The sequence below is a fragment of the Lottiidibacillus patelloidae genome (assembly GCF_002262935.1).
In the GTDB taxonomy this organism is placed as follows: domain Bacteria; phylum Bacillota; class Bacilli; order Bacillales; family SA5d-4; genus Lottiidibacillus; species Lottiidibacillus patelloidae.
Window position 1 is genome coordinate 415711 of the sequence record NZ_NPIA01000001.1, and the last position, 20197, is coordinate 435907.

The window sequence follows — 20197 nt, forward strand, 5'->3', positions numbered from 1 at the left end:
AGAGTGCTCGCTGCACTCTCTTTGTGGATTATCCTAAGCGAGATGCTCCAACAATGATTAAAAGGATGAATAATACAACGATTAAAGCAAATCCGCGTCCACGACCGTAACCGTAACCGCCGTATCCATAACCACCATAGCAACCGTAATTCATATCCACATAACCTCCTTTACTTATAAACCGCAATTTTGTACGGCTCAATAATACATTATGCGTATAAAAAGATTGCGTATGGATTGTTGCCTAATGTTATAAAATTTATAGGACAGGATAATCATTTTTAAGGAAAATTGTTGTGAAAATGAGCAACTCGGTATATGATTGACGTAGCATAAAATGGAAAGTGTAGTGATGAAATGGAGGCACCAAAAATGAAACAAAAAATGCTTAAATTTGTAGGACTTTTTCTAGCGATTGGACTTTTAAGTGCATGTAACCAAGATGATCAAGTTGTCGAACAAATGATGGACAAGCTTGAAAAAGCAGCAGAGGTTGAAGCAGACTTTGCAGCGCAGCAAGAACCTTTAGTTGAATTAGAAACGAAAGAACAAGCGTTATATGAACAAATGAAAGAACTTGGTCTTGGGGAAATAGACGAAATAATAAAATTAGCTAATGAAGCGACAACTTATGCAGATGAAAGAAAAACGCTAATTGCTAAAGAAAAACAAGCGATTGAGGCTTCAAAAGCTGAGTTTAAAGAGGTTTATGAGTTAGTTAAGCAAATAGAAGATGAAACATTAAAAGCAAAAGCAGATGCTGTTGTAGCAGAATGGGACAAAAGATATAACAGTTATTTAGACTTAAATGAAAAATACAATGAAACAATTGAACTGGATCAAGAATTTTATCAATTATTCCAGCTAGAAGATATCGAAATGGAAGAAATTCAACAAATTATTGAAAGTATTAACAAAAGTTATGAAGAAATCCTTAACTTAAAAGAAGAGTTCAATACTCATACAAGTGCTTACAATGATGCAAAAATTGAATTTTATAAAGCGGCGAACATTGAAGTAATCATTGCCGGTGAGCAAGAGTAAAACACGATTTTTATCGTGTTTTTTTATTTGCCTAAACATCTATAAGTATATAGACAGTAATAAAAGTATAACAGAGTGGTACAACGCAACAAACAGTACTAGTACAGATTAGTTTTATAATTTTCTAAATAATATAACTTTGTTCGATAATAAAGAAATTAATATGTAGTAACAAGTAATTGACGTGATAGTCATTCTTCCTGTAAACTGAGGACAGAGAATAAAAAGTGTATTACTTTGTTTTTGTCTCTTTAGTAGTACAGTATATTTTAACCGTTTAAAACACATTTTTTGTTTACTACTACTCTCAATCGGGAAAGAAAAGGAAAGAGAGCAATAATGAACAATCCTTAAAAAATATTATTTTTACCGTGATTTAACTATATTTTTAGGGAATACTAGGAAGTGTGTTTTTTCGGATTAATTGTTGAATATTGAAAGGATAGGTGAAAGCAATGGTTTTAAAGAGCTTAGAAAACGTTGAGAGTCAATTTGAGACTTTTCAAATTCTAAATGAGAATGGCGAAGTTGTTAATAAAGAAGCGATGCCAGAATTATCAAACGAACAATTACAAGAACTAATGAAGCGTATGGTTTATACAAGAATTTGGGACCAACGTGCAATTTCATTAAACCGTCAAGGACGCTTAGGTTTCCATGCTCCTTCATCAGGTCAGGAAGCATCAATGTTAGGAACGCAATATGCGTTAGATAAATCGGATTGGATTTTACCTGGATACCGTGATATTCCACAAATCGTATTCCATGGTTTCCCTCTATATAAAGCATTTTTATGGTCTCGTGGACACTTTGTTGGTGGACAAATGCCTGAAGGTGTAAATGTATTAATGCCACAAATCATTATCGGTGCACAATATGTACAAGCTGCAGGTGTTGCACTTGGTCTGAAGAAAAAAGGAAAAGACAACGTCGTTATTACATACACAGGTGACGGTGGTGCTTCACAAGGGGACTTCTATGAAGGTATTAACTTTGCAGGTGCATACAAAGCTCCAGCAATCTTCGTAGTTCAAAACAACCGTTTTGCAATTTCAGTACCTGTTGAAAAGCAATCTGCTGCAAAGACAATTGCACAAAAAGCAGTAGCTGCTGGTATCGAAGGAATTCAAGTTGATGGAATGGATATTTTAGCTGTTTATGCTGCAACACAACAAGCTCGTGAGCGTGCTGTTGCTGGTGAAGGACCAACGTTAATTGAAACATTAACTTACCGTTATGGACCACATACAATGGCGGGAGATGACCCAACTCGTTACCGTAGTTCTGATCTAGACGATGAGTGGGAAAAGAAAGATCCACTAGTTCGTTTCCGTAAGTTCTTAGAAGGTCAAAACTTATGGACAGAAGATATGGAAAACGAAGTAGTTGAACAAGCAAAAAATGATATTAAAGCTGCAATTAAGCAAGCTGATGAAACACCAAAACAAAAAGTAACAGACTTAATTGGTCTTATGTTTGAAACGCTACCTGCTAACCTTAAGGAGCAGTTGGAACAATACCGTGCAAAGGAGTCGAAATAAACGATGGCACAAATGACAATGATTCAAGCTATAACTGATGCAATGCGTGTAGAGTTAAAAAATAATGAAGATGTCCTCGTTTTTGGTGAGGATGTCGGCTTAAACGGCGGTGTATTCCGCGCAACTGAAGGACTACAAGCAGAATTTGGCGAGGACCGTGTGTTTGATACACCTCTTGCAGAATCTGGTATTGGTGGTCTAGCAATCGGACTAGGCTTAACTGGATTCCGTCCTATTATGGAAATTCAATTCTTCGGTTTCTTATTTGAAGTAATGGATTCAGTAGTAGCTCAAGCTGCTCGTATGCGTTACCGTTCTGGTGGAGTTTATACATCACCAATTACAATTCGTTCACCTTTTGGTGGAGGAGTTAAAACGCCTGAGTTACACGCTGACAACTTAGAAGGCCTTGTAGCACAATCTCCAGGATTAAAAGTTATTATTCCTGCGACACCTTATGATGCAAAAGGATTACTTATCTCAGCAATTCGTGATAATGACCCAGTCGTGTTCTTAGAGCATATGAAATTATATCGTTCATTCCGTGGAGAAGTTCCTGAAGGTGAATATACAATTGAAATTGGAAAAGCTGACGTAAAACGTGAAGGTAAAGATATTACGATCGTTACATACGGCGCAATGGTTCACTCTTCTTTAAAAGCAGCTGAAGAGCTTGAAAAAGAAGGAATTAGTGCAGAAGTAATTGACTTACGTACAATTAGCCCAATTGATATTGAAACAATCTTAGCATCTGTTGAGAAAACAAATCGTGCAATTGTCGTTCAAGAGGCTCAAAAGCAAGCTGGTATCGGAGCTAGTGTTGTTGCTGAAATTACGGAACGTGCAATTTTAAGTCTTGAAGCACCAGTATTACGTGTTGCTGCACCAGATACAGTGTATCCATTTGCAGTAGCAGAAGATATTTGGCTACCAGACTACAAAGATATTGTTGAAACAGCGAAAAAAGTAATTAATTTCTAATTGTAATTATAGAAGAAGCTGAAAGGAAGCACGAAAATGTGTTTTCTTTTCAGCGCTTTTTCATACAACGAAAAGAATTGAAAATTAGGAGGCAAATATCGTGGCATATGAATTTAAGTTACCAGATATTGGTGAAGGTATCCATGAGGGAGAAATCGTCAAATGGTTCGTCAAAGCTGGCGATGAAGTAAAAGAGGACGATATTTTATTAGAAGTTCAAAATGATAAAGCAGTGGTTGAAATTCCATCTCCTGTTGATGGAAAGATCCTTGAGTTAAAAGTGGAAGAAGGAACTGTTTCTGTTGTTGGTGATGTGTTATTAACGATTGAAGCTGAAGGCGAAATTCCTCCATCAGCACATGGTCATCATGAGGAAGAGGAAACTAAACAAGAGGCTCCTGCTGAAGCTGAAGTAAAAGAAGAAAAAGCAGTTGCAAATGCAGATGCAGGAACAGTTGATGAAAATAAGCGTGTTATTGCGATGCCAACTGTACGTAAATATGCTCGTGAAAAAGGTGTAAACATTCGCCAAGTAGCAGGTTCAGGGAAAAATGGACGTGTCTTAAAGGACGATATCGATGCATTCTTAAGTGGAGGTCAATCTGCTGCTGAAACTACTCAAACTGAAACTGCGACAGTAGAAACTACTACTGAAACGAAGAAAGTTGAGAAAACTCCTGTAAAACCTTATACACCTGTATATGGAGAAATGGAAACTAGAGAAAAAATGAGCGGTATGCGTAAAGCTATTGCGAAAGCTATGGTAAATTCAAAACATACAGCTCCTCACGTAACATTAATGGATGAAGTTGATGTAACAGCATTAGTTGCACATCGTAAGAAATTCAAATCTGTTGCTGCTGACCGTGGTATTAAATTAACGTATTTACCATATGTTGTTAAAGCATTAACAAGTGCATTACGTGAATACCCTGTCTTAAATACGTCATTAGACGATGCAACGGACGAAATCGTTCATAAGCACTATTACAATATCGGTATTGCTGCTGATACAGATAAGGGATTATTAGTACCTGTCGTGAAAGATGCAGACCGTAAATCAATCTTTAATATTTCAGGAGAAATTAATGAGCTTGCAACAAAAGCTCGTGACGGCAAACTTGCTCCAGATGAAATGAAAGGTGCTTCTTGCACAATCACAAATATCGGTTCTGCTGGTGGACAATGGTTTACGCCTGTTATTAACCACCCAGAAGTTGCGATATTAGGTATTGGGCGTATTGCAGAAAAGCCAGTTGTTCGTGACGGTGAAATTGTAGTTGCACCAGTATTGGCATTATCATTAAGCTTTGATCACCGTATGATTGACGGTGCTACAGCTCAAAATGCGTTAAATCACATTAAACGTTTATTGAATGACCCACAACTATTAGTAATGGAGGCGTAATCTATGGTAGTAGGAGATTTTCCGATAGACATTGATACACTCGTTATTGGTGCTGGCCCTGGTGGCTATGTTGCAGCAATCCGAGCGGCTCAATTAGGACAAAAAGTAACGATCGTAGATAAAGGAACATTAGGCGGCGTTTGCTTAAATGTAGGGTGTATCCCTTCAAAAGCACTAATCTCTGCAGCTCACCGCTATGAACATGCCCTTCATTCTGAAGAGATGGGTATTAAAGCGGAAAATGTTACTGTAGACTTCGATAAAGTACAAGAATGGAAAGGCTCTGTCGTTAATAAATTAACGAGTGGAGTCGAAGGATTATTAAAAGGTAACAAAGTTGATATCGTTACTGGGGAAGCTTATTTTGTCGACAGTAGTACGGTTCGTATTATGGATGAAAACTCAGCGCAAACGTACAACTTTAAAAACTGTATTATAGCAACTGGATCTCGTCCAATTGAGCTTCCTAGCTTTAAGTGGAGTGAGCGAGTTATCTCATCTACTGGTGCATTAAACTTAAAAGAAATTCCTAAAAAGATGATTGTAATCGGTGGGGGATATATCGGAGTTGAGTTAGGTACTGCTTATGCTAACTTCGGTACGGAAGTAGTTATTTTAGAAGGAACGAAAGATATCTTATCAGCTGGATTTGAAAAGCAATTAACTTCAGTTGTTAAACGTCGCCTTAAGAAAAAAGGTAATGTTGAAATTCATACAGAAGCATTTGCACAAGGTGTTGAAACGACAGAAAATGGTGTTACGGTAACAGCTGAAATCAAAGGTGAAACGAAAACTTTCGACGCTGATTACGTACTAGTTACTGTTGGTAGAAAGCCAAACACTGACGAATTAGGACTTGAGCAAGTAGGAATTGAAATGACGGAGCGCGGCTTAGTAAAAATTGATAAGCAATGCCGTACAAACATTTCAAACATCTATGCAATCGGTGATATTGTTGATGGACCTGCATTAGCACATAAAGCTTCTTATGAGGGGAAAATTGCTGCTGAAGTAATTAGCGGTCATGCTGCAGAAATTGATTACTTAGCAATCCCAGCAGTAGTATTTTCTGATCCTGAACTTGCCTCTGTAGGCTATAATGAAGCAGAAGCAAAAGAAGCTGGAATGGACGTTATTGGCTCGAAATTCCCGTTTGGAGCTAATGGTCGTGCATTGTCTTTAAATGATGCTGACGGCTTTATAAAGTTAGTTACACGCAAGGAAGATGGTTTAGTAGTTGGTGCTCAAGTTGTTGGACCAAATGCTTCAGACGTCATTGCTGAATTAGGTTTAGCAATTGAAGCTGGAATGACAGCGGAAGATATTGCTATGACTATTCATGCACATCCAACGTTAGGTGAAGTAACGATGGAAGCTGCTGAAGTAGCGATTGGTGCTCCTATTCATATCGTAAAATAATATAAAAAAATCGTTCTCATATTTGAGGACGATTTTTTGTTTCCTATAAAAATAAACAGGAATTTTGTATACCTTTGGAGAAATTATTCTTCAAAGGTATTTTTTAATTTTAATAGAATATTATCCTTCGTTTGATTGCCTTCAATTCGCATAAGCTCAATATCATTACTCATCATGATTAAAGTTGGAAATTTAGAGATATCATATCTTTCAACTAACTCCTTGTGGTCGTTAGAATCAGCGATTGTGACAACGTATTTCTGACTAGGGTATTTATTTTTAAATTGCAGTAGTGCATCGTAATAATTATCTTCCATGGAAGTGAAATGCTCATCTGTGAATATGTATGTTTTTATTTCATCTATTGAAATAGAATCATCATTGTTATTTATCGGTTGATAGGCCGACTGACAGCCTTGAAGTAAACATAATAAACCAAATACAAAAACAGAAACCCATTTCATATCAATGACTCACTTCTCTTTCCATTGTAAGTTGGTTTCATTCTACCATTTCTTTTAAATAGATTGCGTTTCGTTACAAAATTGTTACACAAATGAAAAATACTAGAAATGAAAAATAGGAATATAATGTAGTAGATGAAAGGATAAAGGAGTAAAAATATGAACGTTTATAACTATTTAGTAGTGTATAGTTTATATGGATTAGTTTGGAGTGGCTATTCAATATGTGTAATGCTTTCAACGGGAGACGGAAAACTAGTTGAAGGTGTTTTGTTTATTATTCTCTTTTATTTTACTTATTTAATTGGCCAGTATGTCATAAAAATGAAGAAACAAGCAATGGTCACAGCAATTACTGGTGCGGTAGTTTACATAGCGGCTAAGACTGTATTCAATTTATTATTTTTCATCTAAAAAAGGATGGCTATAAAAGCTCATCCTTTTTCTGCATTATTCCTCGTTATTTGGTTTTATTCGTGTAGGAATTTTTTCTGTTCTAAATGATTTTAATAAAGAGAACATCATTAAAATCATGATAATAGTGAACGGGAAAGCCGCAATGATTGAAGCGGTTTGTAAAGCTCCAAGACCACCAAACCATAATAATACTGCAGCAGCGGACGATTGTATTATTCCCCATATAAACTTAATAAAATTTGAAGGGTGTAAACTGCCATTTGTCGTCTGCATTCCTAATACAAATGTAGCGGAGTCTGCAGAAGTAATGAAAAACGTGCTTATTAATAAAATTGCTAATAGAGACATGAAAAATCCTAATGGAAATTGTTCAAGTACAGAAAAGAGTGCTACTTCCTTACCTTGAGCATCCATCACGGCTTTGATTCCAGCATTTTTAATTTGATCTAAGTAAATTGCAGAGCCACCAAAAACGGAGAACCATAGACCTCCAAATAACGTAGGAACGGCTAACACTCCAATGACAAACTCTCGAACTGTTCGTCCTTTTGAAATACGAGCAATAAAAGTTCCCACAAATGGTGCCCAAGCTATCCACCAAGCCCAATAGAAGATTGTCCAACCTTGAGCAAAGGTAGATTCTCCCTCACCAAGTGAAAGCTGTTCAAATGGGTTTAATTTAAAACTCATACTCGGTAAGTTTTGTAAGTATGACCCAATAGAAGTCGTAAACATATTCATAATAAAGTTTGTAGGTCCTGCAAACAAAAGGAAAAGCATTAATGAAATAGCAAGAATAATATTGATATTACTTAAGTATTTAATTCCTTTATTCAATCCTGTTTGAGCAGAAAGCATAAATAATACTGTTACAATAAGGATAACAACTAATTGTGTAGTTTCATCATTAACGATTATAGGGAAAAGATAAGATAATCCCCCACTAATTTGTGAAGCTCCAAAGCCAAGAGATGTTGCAACTCCAAAAATAGTAGCAAATACAGCAATTACATCAATTGTTGTTCCTAATGGACCGTTAATTTTATCTCCAAAAATAGGTCTGAAAATTGAGCTGATAACACCTGAAGCACCTTTTCGGAATTTAAAGTAAGCAAGAGCTAAGCCAATTAACGTGTAAATCGCCCATGGATGTAAGCCCCAATGGAAGAACGAGTATCTAATTGCAACTTTTGCAGATTCAACAGTCTGACCTTCACCGACTGGTGGACCATAATAATGGTACATTGGTTCAGCTACACCCCAGAAAACGAGTCCAATACCCATTCCGGCGCTAAATAACATCGCAAACCAGGATAAGTATGAATAATCTGGACGATCAGCATCTTTTCCTAATCTGATATTTCCGAACCTCGTAAAAATTAAAGTTAATGCAAAGATTAAAAAGCTCGTTGCAGCTAATAAATAAAACCAGCCAAATTTATCAATAATAAATGTTTGTATGACATTAGTAACATTACTTAATTCCCAGCCAGGGAAAATATCCCATAATTTACTTTTTTCCATTGCCCCCCAAGCAATAAAAATAATGGCTAACGATACAGATATTAAAAAAACATTCGTAAATTTCTTCACATTACCAACCTCTCTGATATGATGATATGATATTTTTTGCTATTAACTAGAATTTATACAATTTTACCTATTACAACATGAGGTAAAATCGTTTAAAATAAAAGAGAAGAGCAACCTATGTAAAAAACAGCTCAAAAAAAAGAACACAAATGCTAATATATAAAAAGATTTGGGAGATGGCAAATGAAAAGGCTTATCGTATTATTATCAGTCATAATTTTTATTACCGGTTGTGTAAATAAAGAAACAGTTTCAGTAACAGTTACAGAAAATAGCCCCTTGCAACACCCAATTCAAGATATAACTAGTGGGAAAAAGCTAACTGAGGATGAGTTTGAAAAACGTATGCCAAAAGAGCCGCAATATTATGTTAGTAGTGATACTTATTGGTATGTGAAGCCAATTGCGGATGCGCCAAAGAACGTAGTATTACTTACTATTGATGATGGACCCGATAAATTTTCACTTGAAATGGCTCAAACGTTAAAGGAACTTGGTGTAGGTGCGATATTCTTCATTAATGGACACTTTATTGATACAGATGAAGAAAAAGCTATCTTAAAAGAGATTTATGATTTAGGGTTTGATATAGGTAATCACACCTGGGGTCATGTTAACTTAAGAACGATGACGGAAGAAGAACAACGAGAATCAATTATTTCATTGAGTGATGAAATTGAAGCAATAACTGGAGAAAGACCGAAATTTTTTAGAGCGCCACACGGGGCAAATACTGATTTTGCAAGAGAGCTTGTGAAAGAAGAAGGCATGCTGTTAATGAACTGGTCCTATGGCTATGACTTTATGGGAGACTATATGGATGCGGAAGCTTTATTAGATATTTCATTAACGACGAATTTACTTTATGATGGAGCGAATATTTTACTACATGATCGAAGCTGGACGAATGAAGCATTAAAGGATATGGTAATTGGTCTTCAAGAGAAAGGTTATATTATCTTAGATCCTGATCTGATACAAGTTCCTTAATAAACAAAAAGGATGGCATTCGCCATCCTTTTTATTTTCGTTTGTAATAGTACATCACGCGCTTGTTAAATAAATGAAGCTCACCAGAAAGCTTCTTAGCTAAAAATTTACAAAACTCGTTAGCTTTACCTTTATCCCCATAAGTAGCACCTTCAGGGAGAACTACTTGTATGTATGATGTAGCTTCTTCTTTATTTTCTTCAGACTCTTCCGTACCAACACCTACAATGATGTATTTATATCGATCGGAAGTTGCTTTTAAAAGGAACCAGCTATCTTTTCCTTCTTCTTTTTGCTCTACTTCATAAGGGAAAGCAGCGTCCGCATATTGCCAACTAACTTGCTCACCAGTTTTACTAGTAATTTCTTTATAGTAATGAAAAAGCTCCTTTACTTCATCTAAAGTAATACTTTGTTGGGTTGAAGCAGGAACCAACTTAATAAATGCACTCTGAGACAATGTTTGTCACTCCTATCGTCATTACAATACCTTTATCTTTCATATTAGCACTGTATAAAAGAATTTGACAACCATTTTCACGCTGTTTTATGTATGAAAAGGTATATAGGAAGAGAGGGCGCAATATGTATAAGTATACAAATGATTAGAAAAGGAGGGTAATTAATTTATGTTTGAAAAATTATATGATGAAACTGAAAATGTGAATGTACAATTCGTTGGCTTTACAACTGAAGATGTCCGTTATGATTTTGGAATTGTATTTACAAACATGTTTTTCGGAAAGCCACTAGTAGTATGTATGCAAACGGGTAGATCTACTCTCCTAGGCAGTGAGGAACTTGAAGACACCGATCATTTGAAATCTGTGTTTCGGATTCATTCTTATGAAGAAGCGAAGGAATTAGCTTTGTTTTTAAAAGAAACACTTCCATATGCAACTTTAGATGCGCAGTATGAGTAATAGATTTATTTAATTCCATTATTTTCTTAAATGTGTTATACAATTTAGTCTTGACTCCTTTAATGTGACATATTATTATAATATTACATTAAGTGAAACCGCTTACAATAATTATTAAAGGAGCGATAAAACGGTGGGAACAATTATCTGTCAAAATTGCGAAGGTACAATTGCTCATTTTGAAGATCATAAGGTTACGACACTATATGGAAATTGCTGCTCTAATTCAAATAAAGAAAGCAAGTAAAAAAGGTTTGCCAATTGGCAAACCTTTTTTGTGTGAAATACAAGGCGTTAAACGATTGCTTCAGTTTTTTCGGCGCTAAACGGTCGCTTCAGCTTTTCTTTATTTGATCCAGCCTCAGCTCCCAACGCCTACATTTCTTCACACTTTTTATTTACGATAAGTCAACATCAAGCAGTGAAGTGGTGTCTAGGAAAGGCTCCTATCAACTTGAGAACTTCATACTACTCACTTACGATAAGTCAGCATCAAAACGCTCCGCTTTTTGTGTTTCCTTTATCTCATTCGTAGTATTCCAGTTCCATCGTTGATGAACAGTCGCCTTTCCTTTTCGATGTTTCCTTTATCTCAAACAAAGTGCTCCAGAATTTATGGCGCTAAACGCTCGCTTCAGCTTTTCTTAGCTGATCTAGCTTCAGCAATCAACGTCTAGAAAACTTCACACTCTTCATTTCGATAAGTCTACATCGAATAGCTTCACTATTCGTGTATCCTTTATCTTAATCAGAGTGATCCAGTTTTTACGCACAAGCTAGGATGGCGAGGAATTTCACGTTGCCGACAGGACGTCGGCGTAATTAGTGAAATTAGGGATTGCTTCAGCTTTTCTATTTAAACGCACGATGCTCTTTGATGACAAGCAGTGTTTGTAAGCTTTCATCCTCAGGACCTTGAACAGGTAGACCCGCTTCGATGTTCTTTTGTACATACTCTAAGTTTTCTTCCGTAATAATTTCCCCAGGAATAAAGATTGGAATACCAGGAGGGTAGACCATGATAAATTCTGCAATAATCCGACCTTTTGACTCATTAATTGGTACAATTTCTGTTTCCGAGTAAAAAGCGTCTCTTGGCGATAGAGCTAGTGCTGGTATATTAGGTGCATCTACTCTTTTCGCTTCCGCTTGGTCGATTACGATGTCTTTTCTTAACGTTGCTAATTCATTTAATGCGTGTACAAGAATATCTGTTGTTTCTTGACTATCTCCAGGTGTGATAATACATAAAATGTTATATAGATCAGACATTTCAACTTCAATGTTGTATTTCTCTCTAAGCCAACCTTCTACTTCATAACCAGTCATTCCTAGACGAATTACCGAAATGACAAGTTTCGTCGGATCAAGATCATACGTAGAGTTTGTTGCCAACATTTCTTCTCCAGCACAATAAAGGTTCGGAATCTCATTGATTTGCTTACGTGTAGTTTCAGCAAGAGATATTGTTTTCTCAATAAGCTCATGTCCTTCAGTTGCGAGCCTTTTTCTAGCAACATCAAGGGATGCTAATAATAAATACGAAGTTGATGTTGTCGTTAACATACTAATAATTGCTTGCACTCTTTTCGCAGAAATTAGCCCCTCTTTTACATTTAAGACGGAGCTTTGAGTCATTGAACCACCAAGTTTGTGTACACTTGTAGCTGCCATATCAGCGCCTGCTTGCATTGCAGATATAGGGAGTTTATCGTGAAAATGGATATGTACTCCATGAGCTTCGTCAACTAGCACTGGGACATCATACGAATGAGCAATAGTTACAATTTCTTTTAAGTTTGCCGCTACCCCAAAATAGGTAGGGTTAATAACTAATACTGCTTTTGCATCTGGGTGGTGTTCAAGTGCTTTTTCAACTGCTTCAGGTGATATTCCGTGTGAAATACCAAGCTTCTTGTCAATTTCCGGATGAATGAAAATAGGTGTTGCGCCGGAAAAGATGATTGCACTCATAACGGACTTATGGACGTTTCTCGGGACAATAATTTTGTCTCCAGGACCACAAGCAGTCATTACCATCGTCATTATTGCTCCGCTTGTTCCTTGTACAGAGAAAAATGTGTGGTTTGCACCAAAAGCTTCAGCTGCTAATTCTTGAGCTTCTTTTATCATTCCATGTGGATGATGTAAGTCATCTAATGGAGCGATATTTATTAAATCAATAGAAAGGGCATTTTCGCCAATGAAATCACGAAAAGTAGGATCCATGCCATTTCCTTTTTTATGTCCAGGTATATGAAATTGGATTGGGTTGCGCTTACTATGTTCCAATAAGCCTGTAAATAACGGCGTACGTTCTTGCGACAATAAAGACACCTCATTTTTAAATACAATTAATAAAACAAGTTTGAGTATATCAAATGCTTGAGCTTTTGCAATCAAAATTTTTTCTGTTATCTTTATACTTAACATAAGCAGTATTGTTATTCGTTTTTTACAATTGGATAAAATATCAATAAATGTTTCGAAAGGGTGGTCACCATGGAATATACCTATCCATTATCATTAGATTGGTCAAAACAAGAAGTGATTGATGTAATTGCGTATTTTCAAGCAGTTGAACAAGCCTATGAAAAGGGTATTAACAAAAAAGAACTGATGGATAAATACCGTCGTTTTAAAGAAATTGTTCCTGGAAAGAGTGAAGAAAAACAAATGTGTAATGAGTTTGAAAAAGATTCTGGCTTTTCTAGTTACCGCACGATTGAAAAAGCAAAGGAACTTGAAGATGATAAAAAGGTAAAAATGTAAAAAGCACCGATTAGGTGCTTTTTATAGTTTTTGCGCTATTTTATAAAGTGGAAGTAACGTTTTGAAAGTCTCATCAATTTTATTTATTAATTTGTCGCCATCTTGTAAAAGCGGGTCATTTGCATCGATATGAATGCCGCATAATAACTCTGACTTTTTAACGTTTTGCAATCGATCAGCAACCTTTGCTAAATCTTCCTTTGTCATGTCGCTCTGTTTCATAGCTTCTGGTTTCATATGATCCATCGACCAAACGAAGTCTTTAGGCGTATTTTTGAAGATTGTATTAAGTTCCTTTTCAAATGCTTTTCCGTATTCTGATTTAAGTGGCGCTTCATAAATCATTGCAAACCAAACGAACAAATGCGTTCCCCATAAACCTATTTGAAAATGAGGATGTTGTTTATAACCTCTTTTATTAGCTGCAAATGCAATCCACGTATCCTTCGGTGGATTAACAGTACGTCGGGCATGCTTTGCAATATGTGGATACATTTCATCACCAGTATAAGCAGATAGTGTTGGTGTAAACTCTTGTGCAAGTTGTTCAAACTTAGGTCTAATGCTTGAAGTGATAGCTTCCATTCTTGGCTCTAAACCATCTATGTTGAACGTATTAAAGTCCTCTTTTGAAAAACCTTGAAATGACATGTATGTTTTCCTCCTTCTAGCTGATCCTTACCTACAATATATCATAAGCGAAAATACTCGAAAATAAATATACTCAGAACGAGCACATGTGAATCCTAAGCCGTTCGTTTTTACTTTATTCTTAAAAAAAGGCATAATAATATGTAATACATAAGAGAATTAAGAAGTAGGGCAATGGAGGTATTATTATGGATCAACAATATTGGAAAAATATTGATGCTCACGCAAAGATTTGGATACATCAAGCAGCAAACTTAATAAAAGACTCATTTACTGATGAATTAATGGTTGAATTTAAATCGAATCCATCTGACTTAGTTACAAATATGGATGTAAAAATCGAAAAGTTTTTTATAGAGCAAATTCATGCCACGTTTCCGGATCATCGCATCTTAGGTGAAGAAGGTGTAGGAGAGGAAATCACCTCGTTAGAAGGTACGGTTTGGATTATAGACCCAATTGATGGCACAACTAACTTTGTTCACCAACAACGTAACTTTGCAATTTCTATTGGAATTTTCCATGAAGGGATTGGAATGCTTGGTTATATTTTTGATGTCGTTGGTGGCGAGTTGTTCCATGCAATGAAAGGCAATGGAGCTTATGTTAATGAAAAAGCATTAAAAGATCTTCAGCCAATAACCTTAGAAGAAGCTTTGTTTTCAATGAACGCCTCTTGGGTGACTGAAAATCGCCGAATTGATTATCGAAAATTAGCTCCTATCGTTAAGGCGGCAAGGGGGATTCGCTCTTTTGGATCTGCAGCTCTTGAGCTAGCATATGTAGCAGCAGGTAGAATTGATGGATATTTATCAATGAGGCTTTCACCATGGGACGTAGCTGCAGGGATAGTATTACTCAATGAAGTTGGCGGTAAAGCGACGACAATTGAGGGTGAACCTTTGTCTCTTTTAAATGAAAATACATTATTAGCTAGCAAGCCAAAATTGCACGAAAATATAATAAAAGAATATATTAATAAATAATTGTTGTAATTTACCAACTTATCCATTATTATTTACATTATCAAATAAAAGGAGGGATGTCTTATGATGACCAATCAAAAAACAACACCTATTGAACTTCATAGCACAGCCCTCAAACGGAATTTCTATAAGTATTAGACTTATTTCAATGCTTTGTTTTTTCTTCGCCATGGGCTGTGCAACATCTCAGCTTATGGTTTTTATCTTGCTAAAAAATGTGGGGAAACCCGATTAGCATTTCAAAGAGACCATAATAGGTCTCTTTTTTATTTATTATTTTAGGAGGAAACAACATTGAATACTTTAGAAAAATTAGGTTGGAACGAAAAGTTAAATGAGCAAACTAAATTACAAGAAGAACAATTTATAGGTAGGGTAATTGTCCAACAACGAGGACAATATAAAATTTTATCAGAGGCAGGCGAGTTTGCTGCAAAAATTACAGGGAAGTTTTTCCACCAAATAGTAAGACAGGAAGAGTACCCTGCAGTTGGAGATTGGGTTGTCTATACGAAAGGTGAACAAGATAGCGAAGCTTCCATTCACCAAGTATTACCGCGAAAAAGTAAATTTTCTCGTAAAACAGTTGGTGGAATAACAGAAGAACAAATTGTCGCAACTAATATTGATACTATTTTTATCGTAACTTCTCTAAATGATGATTTGAATTTACGACGAATAGAACGCTATATATTGCTGGCATGGGAAAGTGGCGCTAACCCTGTCATCATTTTAAACAAGCTAGATTTATGTACGGATATCGAAGAAAAGAAACGATTAGTAGAAGAAGTTGCGATTGGAGTACCAATAATTGAAATAAGTGCACTTAAAAATCAAAGGATTGAGAACTTGAGCACTTATGTAAAAGATGGGCAAACTGTCGCTTTAGTTGGTTCATCTGGAGTCGGTAAATCTACATTGATAAATCAGTTAATTGGCCGAGATGTTCAAGATGTTGGGGGAATTCGTGAAGATGATAGCAGGGGGCGTCATACGACAACTCATCGCGAATTATTTGTGATCCCGTCTGGTGGAATCATTATCGATACTCCAGGAATGAGAGAAATTCAACTGACAGACAGTGAGGATGGACTTTCGTCAACATTCCATGATATTGAAGAACTTGCAGAACTTTGTCGCTACAGAGATTGTACTCATGAAAATGAGCCGAAATGTGCTGTGAAAAATGCAATTGATGAAGGGACGTTATCTGCTGATCGATTACAAAGTTATCGAAAATTACAACGTGAAATTCATTATATAGCTCGAAAAGAAAACCAAAGGCTTCAGTTGCTAGAAAAAGAAAAGTGGAAGAAAATTACGAAGTCAAATCGTAAATAAAATAATTAACTAAAAAAATCTCCTAGGCTATGCCAACAGGCATGATCAGGAGATTTTTAACTTTTTTCTTATTCATTTTCTTCCCTTAATTGCTTTTTCTTCATAAAACCAATTCCCATAAATATAATGACGCCGACAATGGCAAGCAATATACCTGTAACGCTTCGATATGCGATAGCTACTCCAACAAGTAACAGGCATAGAACGGTAAAAATTGATAATGTTAAGAAATATATATTATGACGACTCATAGTACTCACCCTCCTTCTGTAAGTGTAACGGAAGTTTTGCGAAAGAAAAAGAAGAATGTCATAAAATTTATGTTATAATAGCACAGTTATGATGAAACTTAAGGAGAGAAATGAATGAAACTTCGTGAAGAGATTAGAAATATAGCAATTATTGCCCACGTTGACCACGGGAAAACTACCCTAGTTGATCAACTATTACACAAGTCAGGTACGTTCCGTATTAATGAACAAGTAGAAGAACGTGCAATGGACTCAAATGATTTAGAAAAAGAACGTGGAATTACAATTTTAGCGAAAAATACAGCTATTCAATATAAAGAAAAAAGAATTAATATTCTTGATACACCTGGACACGCTGACTTCGGTGGAGAAGTAGAACGTATCATGAAAATGGTAGACGGTGTTTTATTAGTTGTTGACGCATATGAAGGATGTATGCCACAAACGCGTTTTGTATTAAAGAAAGCTTTAGAGCAAAATTTAACACCTATCGTTGTAGTTAACAAAATTGACCGTCCTTTTGCTCGTCCTGACGAGGTTGTTGATGAAGTAATCGATTTATTCATTGACTTAGACGCAAGCGAAGAACAATTAGAATTCCCTGTTGTATTTGCATCTGCAATGAACGGAACTTCTAGTCTTGATTCTGATCCTGAAAAACAAGTGGACACAATGGATCCTATTTTTGACATGATCGTTGAAAATATTCCTGCGCCAGTAGACAATACGGATGAGCCGCTTCAATTCCAAGTAACAATGCTTGATTACAATGACTATTTAGGACGTATTGGTGTAGGTCGTGTTTTCCGTGGGAAAATTGCAGTAGGTCAACAAGTTTCCTTAATGAAAATTGACGGTTCTGTGAAAAATTTCCGTGTAACAAAATTATTCGGTTTCCTAGGATTAAAGCGAGTTGAAATTAACGAAGCTAAATCTGGCGATATTATCGCGATTGCAGGGATGGAAGAAATCAACGTTGGAGAAACAGTATGTCCGGTTGAACATCCAGAAGCATTACCAATCTTACGTATTGATGAACCTACTTTACAAATGACGTTCTCAGTTAACAACTCACCGTTTGCTGGTCGTGAAGGTAAATGGGTTACAAGTAGAAAGATTGAAGAGCGTTTATTAGCACAACTAGAAACAGATGTTAGTTTACGTGTTCAAGAAACTGCCTCTCCTGACATGTGGGTTGTTTCTGGACGTGGAGAATTACATTTATCGATCTTAATTGAAAATATGCGTCGTGAAGGCTATGAGCTTCAAGTTTCTAAGCCAGAAGTAATTATTCGTGAAATTGATGGAGTAAAATGTGAGCCTTACGAGCGAGTAATCATTGACGTTCCAGAAGACTACACAGGACCTGTTATGGAGTCTTTAGGATACCGTAAAGGTGAAATGCTTGATATGTCTAACAACGGTAATGGTCAAGTGCGTATGCAGTTTGCTGTTCCTTCTCGTGGACTTATCGGATATTCAACAGAGTTCTTAACTCAAACTCGTGGTTACGGAATTTTAAACCATACGTTTGAAGACTACCGTCCATTAATTAAAGGACAAATTGGTGGAAGACGCCAAGGAGTACTAGTATCATTAGAAACTGGAAAAGCTTCAACTTACGGTATTATGGCTGTTGAAGACCGCGGAACAATTTTCGTTGAGCCAGCTACTGAAGTATACGAAGGTATGATTATTGGCGAACATACTCGTGAGAACGATTTAACAGTAAATATCGTTAAAACGAAACATGTAACGAATATCCGTAGTGCAAACAAAGATACTACGACTTCAATGAAAAAAGCTCGTATTATGACGCTTGAAGAAGCACTTGAATATTTAAACGAAGATGAATTATGTGAAGTAACACCTGAGTCAATCCGTCTTCGTAAAAAGTTATTAAATAAGAGCGAACGTGAAAGAGATTCTAAGCGTAAAAAGTTAGCTGACCAAAAGATTTAATGTAGCAGGAGTGAGTAGTAATGGAAGGTTCATGGATTTTAGATGCGTTAGGTTATGACTCCCACCCACAATTAGCTGGGTGGCTCCTTTATGGGATTATTGTGACCTTAACAGTTGTCGTATACAATTTAGGATTTGCGCAGAAATTGCCGATCTTAAAAACAATTTTCATCTACATCATGCTGCTATTTGGTTGCTTAATATTGCAAATATTTGCTGTTTTTGGACTTCCAGTAGTCGAATCATTAGCAATAGCTGCATTAATACTCATTGTTTATAAAATTCGATTACACAATGAGAGAAGTACAGAAGCGGGTGAATAAATCGTGAAGTCAATCCAAGATGCCATTTACAACTGGTTAACGATAAAGATAGTTGCTGATGCACGTAAGGATGATATTGCTGCTCAAGATACTGAGCAGTTCTTTTATGAATTATTAAATGAAGAACATAATATTGAAAACGTTTCTGTTGAAAAGAAGGATCCGATGTATTATGTTCATTACGAAATATCTGGTGAAGTTAAAAAGCAACAATATCCAATTGAACTTATCGATATTATGTTGGAACAAATTAATGAAAGACCAGAATATTATCGTAATTATGAGTGAAACTAATAGTAATAAAAAAGCAGTGAATACACTAATGTATCACTGCTTTTTTTATTCAAGTATTAGCTTCAGCTTTTCTTAGCTGATCCAGCTTCAGCTCCCAACGCCTACAATTCTTCACACTTTTTATTTACGATAAGTCATCATCAGCTCGTTTCACTCGCTGTGTTTCCTTTATCTCAAACAAAGTGTTCCAGAATTTATGGCGTTAAGAGGTCGCTTCAGCTTTTCTTAGCTGAACCAGCTTCAGCTCCCAACGCCTACAATTCTTCACACTTTTTATTTACGATAAGTCATCATCAGCTCGTTTCACTCGCTGTGTTTCCTTTATCAAAACAAAGTGTTCCAGAATTTATGGCGTTAAGCGGTCGCTTCAGCTTTTCTTAGCTGATTCAGCTTCAGCAATCAACGTCTAGAAAACTTCACACTCTTCATTTCGATAAGTCTACATCGAATAGCTTCACTATTCGTGTATCCTTTATCTTAATCAGAGTGCTCCAGTTTTTACGCCGTTAACCGATTGCTTCAGCTTTTCTTACCAATCTTCATCCTTTTTCGGAGATCTAAATAGTTTGAAATCTCCTGATTCTAAATGCTTTGTAGTCCTTTCTGCAATTCTTTCATTACAAGGGTTACACATATATGTATGTATTGGACGGTTTCTTAACTTTTTCGCTAAAGGGTTATTATCATCAATGGATTCAATTTTATCGCACAAAACACATTTTACTCTCAAGTGAACACCAACCTTTTTTATCATTTATACTTTGATTATACCAAATTTGTTAAATAAAACGCTTTTTGTTTTATCTTTCCTATAAAATAGGTATAGTATAAGTATAT

Annotated in this window: 23 protein-coding genes; 15 read left to right on the forward strand and 8 right to left on the reverse strand. The window is 36.0% G+C overall.

The genetic code is table 11. From position 1 onward, the window contains the following. Positions 1–28 precede the first annotated feature (28 nt). Positions 29–154 carry a YjcZ family sporulation protein gene (locus tag CIB95_RS02330; RefSeq protein WP_094921303.1) on the reverse strand — a complete coding sequence of 42 codons (126 nt, stop codon included), beginning with the start codon at positions 152–154 and terminating at the stop codon, positions 29–31. Positions 155–372: 218 nt separating this feature from the next. On the opposite strand from CIB95_RS02330, the gene CIB95_RS02335 reads away from it, so the two are divergent. The 5 genes from CIB95_RS02335 (at position 373) to lpdA (ending at position 6393) form a co-directional block, all read left to right on the forward strand. After that, entirely contained in the window at positions 373–1044 is a 672-nt protein-coding gene (locus CIB95_RS02335) for a YkyA family protein (RefSeq protein ID WP_158217545.1), read from the forward strand. Between the two features lie 455 nt (positions 1045–1499). Next, positions 1500–2585 (forward strand): pyruvate dehydrogenase (acetyl-transferring) E1 component subunit alpha, encoded by a 1086-nt coding sequence (gene pdhA, locus CIB95_RS02340; protein WP_094921308.1) that lies wholly within the window; start codon positions 1500–1502, stop codon positions 2583–2585. 3 nt (positions 2586–2588) lie between these two features. Beyond that, positions 2589–3566: an alpha-ketoacid dehydrogenase subunit beta gene (locus tag CIB95_RS02345; protein ID WP_094921310.1), complete on the forward strand. Its 978-nt coding sequence runs from the start codon at positions 2589–2591 to the stop codon at positions 3564–3566. A 100-nt stretch (positions 3567–3666) separates the two neighbouring features. Further along, positions 3667–4974, forward strand: coding sequence for a dihydrolipoamide acetyltransferase family protein (locus CIB95_RS02350; RefSeq protein ID WP_094921313.1), 1308 nt, complete (start codon positions 3667–3669; stop codon positions 4972–4974). Between the two features lie 3 nt (positions 4975–4977). Next, positions 4978–6393, forward strand: a complete 1416-nt coding sequence (gene lpdA / locus CIB95_RS02355; protein ID WP_094921316.1) for a dihydrolipoyl dehydrogenase — start codon at positions 4978–4980, stop codon at positions 6391–6393. Positions 6394–6476: 83 nt separating this feature from the next. On the opposite strand, the gene CIB95_RS02360 is transcribed toward lpdA, so the two are convergent. Further along, positions 6477–6857 (reverse strand): thioredoxin domain-containing protein, encoded by a 381-nt coding sequence (locus CIB95_RS02360; RefSeq protein WP_094921319.1) that lies wholly within the window; start codon positions 6855–6857, stop codon positions 6477–6479. A gap of 159 nt (positions 6858–7016) precedes the next feature. Between CIB95_RS02360 and CIB95_RS02365 the strand changes: the two genes are divergently transcribed. Continuing rightward, on the forward strand, positions 7017–7271 hold the full coding sequence (locus CIB95_RS02365) for a hypothetical protein (RefSeq protein ID WP_094921321.1): 255 nt from the start codon (positions 7017–7019) through the stop codon (positions 7269–7271). Between the two features lie 36 nt (positions 7272–7307). On the opposite strand, the gene CIB95_RS02370 is transcribed toward CIB95_RS02365, so the two are convergent. Beyond that, positions 7308–8867, reverse strand: a complete 1560-nt coding sequence (locus CIB95_RS02370) for a glycine betaine uptake BCCT transporter (RefSeq protein ID WP_094921323.1) — start codon at positions 8865–8867, stop codon at positions 7308–7310. Positions 8868–9050: 183 nt separating this feature from the next. On the opposite strand from CIB95_RS02370, the gene CIB95_RS02375 reads away from it, so the two are divergent. Beyond that, entirely contained in the window at positions 9051–9857 is an 807-nt protein-coding gene (locus CIB95_RS02375) for a polysaccharide deacetylase family protein (RefSeq protein ID WP_094921325.1), read from the forward strand. A 31-nt stretch (positions 9858–9888) separates the two neighbouring features. Here the strand turns inward: CIB95_RS02375 and CIB95_RS02380 are convergent, their stop codons facing one another. After that, positions 9889–10317, reverse strand: a complete 429-nt coding sequence (locus CIB95_RS02380; protein WP_094921327.1) for a DUF1885 family protein — start codon at positions 10315–10317, stop codon at positions 9889–9891. Between the two features lie 169 nt (positions 10318–10486). Here CIB95_RS02380 and CIB95_RS02385 point away from each other — a divergent pair, with 169 nt between their 5' ends. Together CIB95_RS02385 and CIB95_RS02390 are read left to right on the forward strand one after the other, a co-directional pair. Continuing rightward, entirely contained in the window at positions 10487–10780 is a 294-nt protein-coding gene (locus CIB95_RS02385; protein ID WP_094921329.1) for a DUF3055 domain-containing protein, read from the forward strand. 133 nt (positions 10781–10913) lie between these two features. Next, positions 10914–11027, forward strand: a complete 114-nt coding sequence (locus CIB95_RS02390) for a GapA-binding peptide SR1P (RefSeq protein ID WP_094921331.1) — start codon at positions 10914–10916, stop codon at positions 11025–11027. 605 nt (positions 11028–11632) lie between these two features. Here CIB95_RS02390 and CIB95_RS02395 read toward each other — a convergent pair. Beyond that, positions 11633–13108, reverse strand: a complete 1476-nt coding sequence (locus CIB95_RS02395; protein WP_094922139.1) for an aminotransferase class I/II-fold pyridoxal phosphate-dependent enzyme — start codon at positions 13106–13108, stop codon at positions 11633–11635. A gap of 174 nt (positions 13109–13282) precedes the next feature. On the opposite strand from CIB95_RS02395, the gene CIB95_RS02400 reads away from it, so the two are divergent. Then, positions 13283–13552 carry a UPF0223 family protein gene (locus tag CIB95_RS02400; protein ID WP_094921333.1) on the forward strand — a complete coding sequence of 90 codons (270 nt, stop codon included), beginning with the start codon at positions 13283–13285 and terminating at the stop codon, positions 13550–13552. A gap of 21 nt (positions 13553–13573) precedes the next feature. Here CIB95_RS02400 and CIB95_RS02405 read toward each other — a convergent pair whose 3' ends face one another. After that, on the reverse strand, positions 13574–14203 hold the full coding sequence (locus tag CIB95_RS02405) for a YktB family protein (RefSeq protein WP_094921335.1): 630 nt from the start codon (positions 14201–14203) through the stop codon (positions 13574–13576). A gap of 188 nt (positions 14204–14391) precedes the next feature. Here CIB95_RS02405 and CIB95_RS02410 point away from each other — a divergent pair, with 188 nt between their 5' ends. Together CIB95_RS02410 and rsgA are read left to right on the forward strand one after the other, a co-directional pair. Continuing rightward, entirely contained in the window at positions 14392–15189 is a 798-nt protein-coding gene (locus CIB95_RS02410) for an inositol monophosphatase family protein (RefSeq protein ID WP_094921337.1), read from the forward strand. 294 nt (positions 15190–15483) lie between these two features. After that, on the forward strand, positions 15484–16530 hold the full coding sequence (rsgA, locus tag CIB95_RS02415; protein WP_094921339.1) for a ribosome small subunit-dependent GTPase A: 1047 nt from the start codon (positions 15484–15486) through the stop codon (positions 16528–16530). Between the two features lie 68 nt (positions 16531–16598). Here rsgA and CIB95_RS02420 read toward each other — a convergent pair whose 3' ends face one another. Beyond that, a complete protein-coding gene (locus CIB95_RS02420; protein ID WP_094921342.1) occupies positions 16599–16781 on the reverse strand; it encodes a DUF5325 family protein in 183 nt (60 codons plus the stop codon). Positions 16782–16895: 114 nt separating this feature from the next. Here CIB95_RS02420 and typA point away from each other — a divergent pair, with 114 nt between their 5' ends. From typA to CIB95_RS02435, 3 genes are read left to right on the forward strand one after another with little or no spacing between them, the layout of a single operon-like run. Then, positions 16896–18743 carry a translational GTPase TypA gene (typA, locus tag CIB95_RS02425; protein WP_094921345.1) on the forward strand — a complete coding sequence of 616 codons (1848 nt, stop codon included), beginning with the start codon at positions 16896–16898 and terminating at the stop codon, positions 18741–18743. Between the two features lie 20 nt (positions 18744–18763). Continuing rightward, complete coding sequence (locus CIB95_RS02430) at positions 18764–19066, forward strand: YlaH-like family protein (RefSeq protein WP_094921347.1); 303 nt, start codon at positions 18764–18766, stop codon at positions 19064–19066. A 3-nt stretch (positions 19067–19069) separates the two neighbouring features. Further along, positions 19070–19354: a hypothetical protein gene (locus CIB95_RS02435; RefSeq protein ID WP_094921350.1), complete on the forward strand. Its 285-nt coding sequence runs from the start codon at positions 19070–19072 to the stop codon at positions 19352–19354. 535 nt (positions 19355–19889) lie between these two features. On the opposite strand, the gene CIB95_RS02440 is transcribed toward CIB95_RS02435, so the two are convergent. Continuing rightward, positions 19890–20090, reverse strand: coding sequence for a YlaI family protein (locus tag CIB95_RS02440; protein ID WP_094921353.1), 201 nt, complete (start codon positions 20088–20090; stop codon positions 19890–19892). Between the last annotated feature and the right edge of the window lie 107 nt (positions 20091–20197).

Excerpts from the sequence above, each read along its gene's own strand:
- pdhA (WP_094921308.1), top strand. The coding sequence starts at position 1,500 with ATGGTTTTAAAGAGCTTAGAAAACGTTGAGAGTCAATTTGAGACTTTT.
- CIB95_RS02405 (WP_094921335.1), bottom strand. The coding sequence starts at position 14,203 with ATGTCATTTCAAGGTTTTTCAAAAGAGGACTTTAATACGTTCAACATA.
- CIB95_RS02410 (WP_094921337.1), top strand. The coding sequence starts at position 14,392 with ATGGATCAACAATATTGGAAAAATATTGATGCTCACGCAAAGATTTGG.
- lpdA (WP_094921316.1), top strand. The coding sequence starts at position 4,978 with ATGGTAGTAGGAGATTTTCCGATAGACATTGATACACTCGTTATTGGT.
- CIB95_RS02330 (WP_094921303.1), bottom strand. The coding sequence starts at position 154 with ATGAATTACGGTTGCTATGGTGGTTATGGATACGGCGGTTACGGTTAC.
- CIB95_RS02365 (WP_094921321.1), top strand. The coding sequence starts at position 7,017 with ATGAACGTTTATAACTATTTAGTAGTGTATAGTTTATATGGATTAGTT.
- CIB95_RS02375 (WP_094921325.1), top strand. The coding sequence starts at position 9,051 with ATGAAAAGGCTTATCGTATTATTATCAGTCATAATTTTTATTACCGGT.
- CIB95_RS02385 (WP_094921329.1), top strand. The coding sequence starts at position 10,487 with ATGTTTGAAAAATTATATGATGAAACTGAAAATGTGAATGTACAATTC.
- CIB95_RS02420 (WP_094921342.1), bottom strand. The coding sequence starts at position 16,781 with ATGAGTCGTCATAATATATATTTCTTAACATTATCAATTTTTACCGTT.
- CIB95_RS02335 (WP_158217545.1), top strand. The coding sequence starts at position 373 with ATGAAACAAAAAATGCTTAAATTTGTAGGACTTTTTCTAGCGATTGGA.
- typA (WP_094921345.1), top strand. The coding sequence starts at position 16,896 with ATGAAACTTCGTGAAGAGATTAGAAATATAGCAATTATTGCCCACGTT.
- CIB95_RS02360 (WP_094921319.1), bottom strand. The coding sequence starts at position 6,857 with ATGAAATGGGTTTCTGTTTTTGTATTTGGTTTATTATGTTTACTTCAA.
- CIB95_RS02400 (WP_094921333.1), top strand. The coding sequence starts at position 13,283 with ATGGAATATACCTATCCATTATCATTAGATTGGTCAAAACAAGAAGTG.
- CIB95_RS02430 (WP_094921347.1), top strand. The coding sequence starts at position 18,764 with ATGGAAGGTTCATGGATTTTAGATGCGTTAGGTTATGACTCCCACCCA.
- CIB95_RS02345 (WP_094921310.1), top strand. The coding sequence starts at position 2,589 with ATGGCACAAATGACAATGATTCAAGCTATAACTGATGCAATGCGTGTA.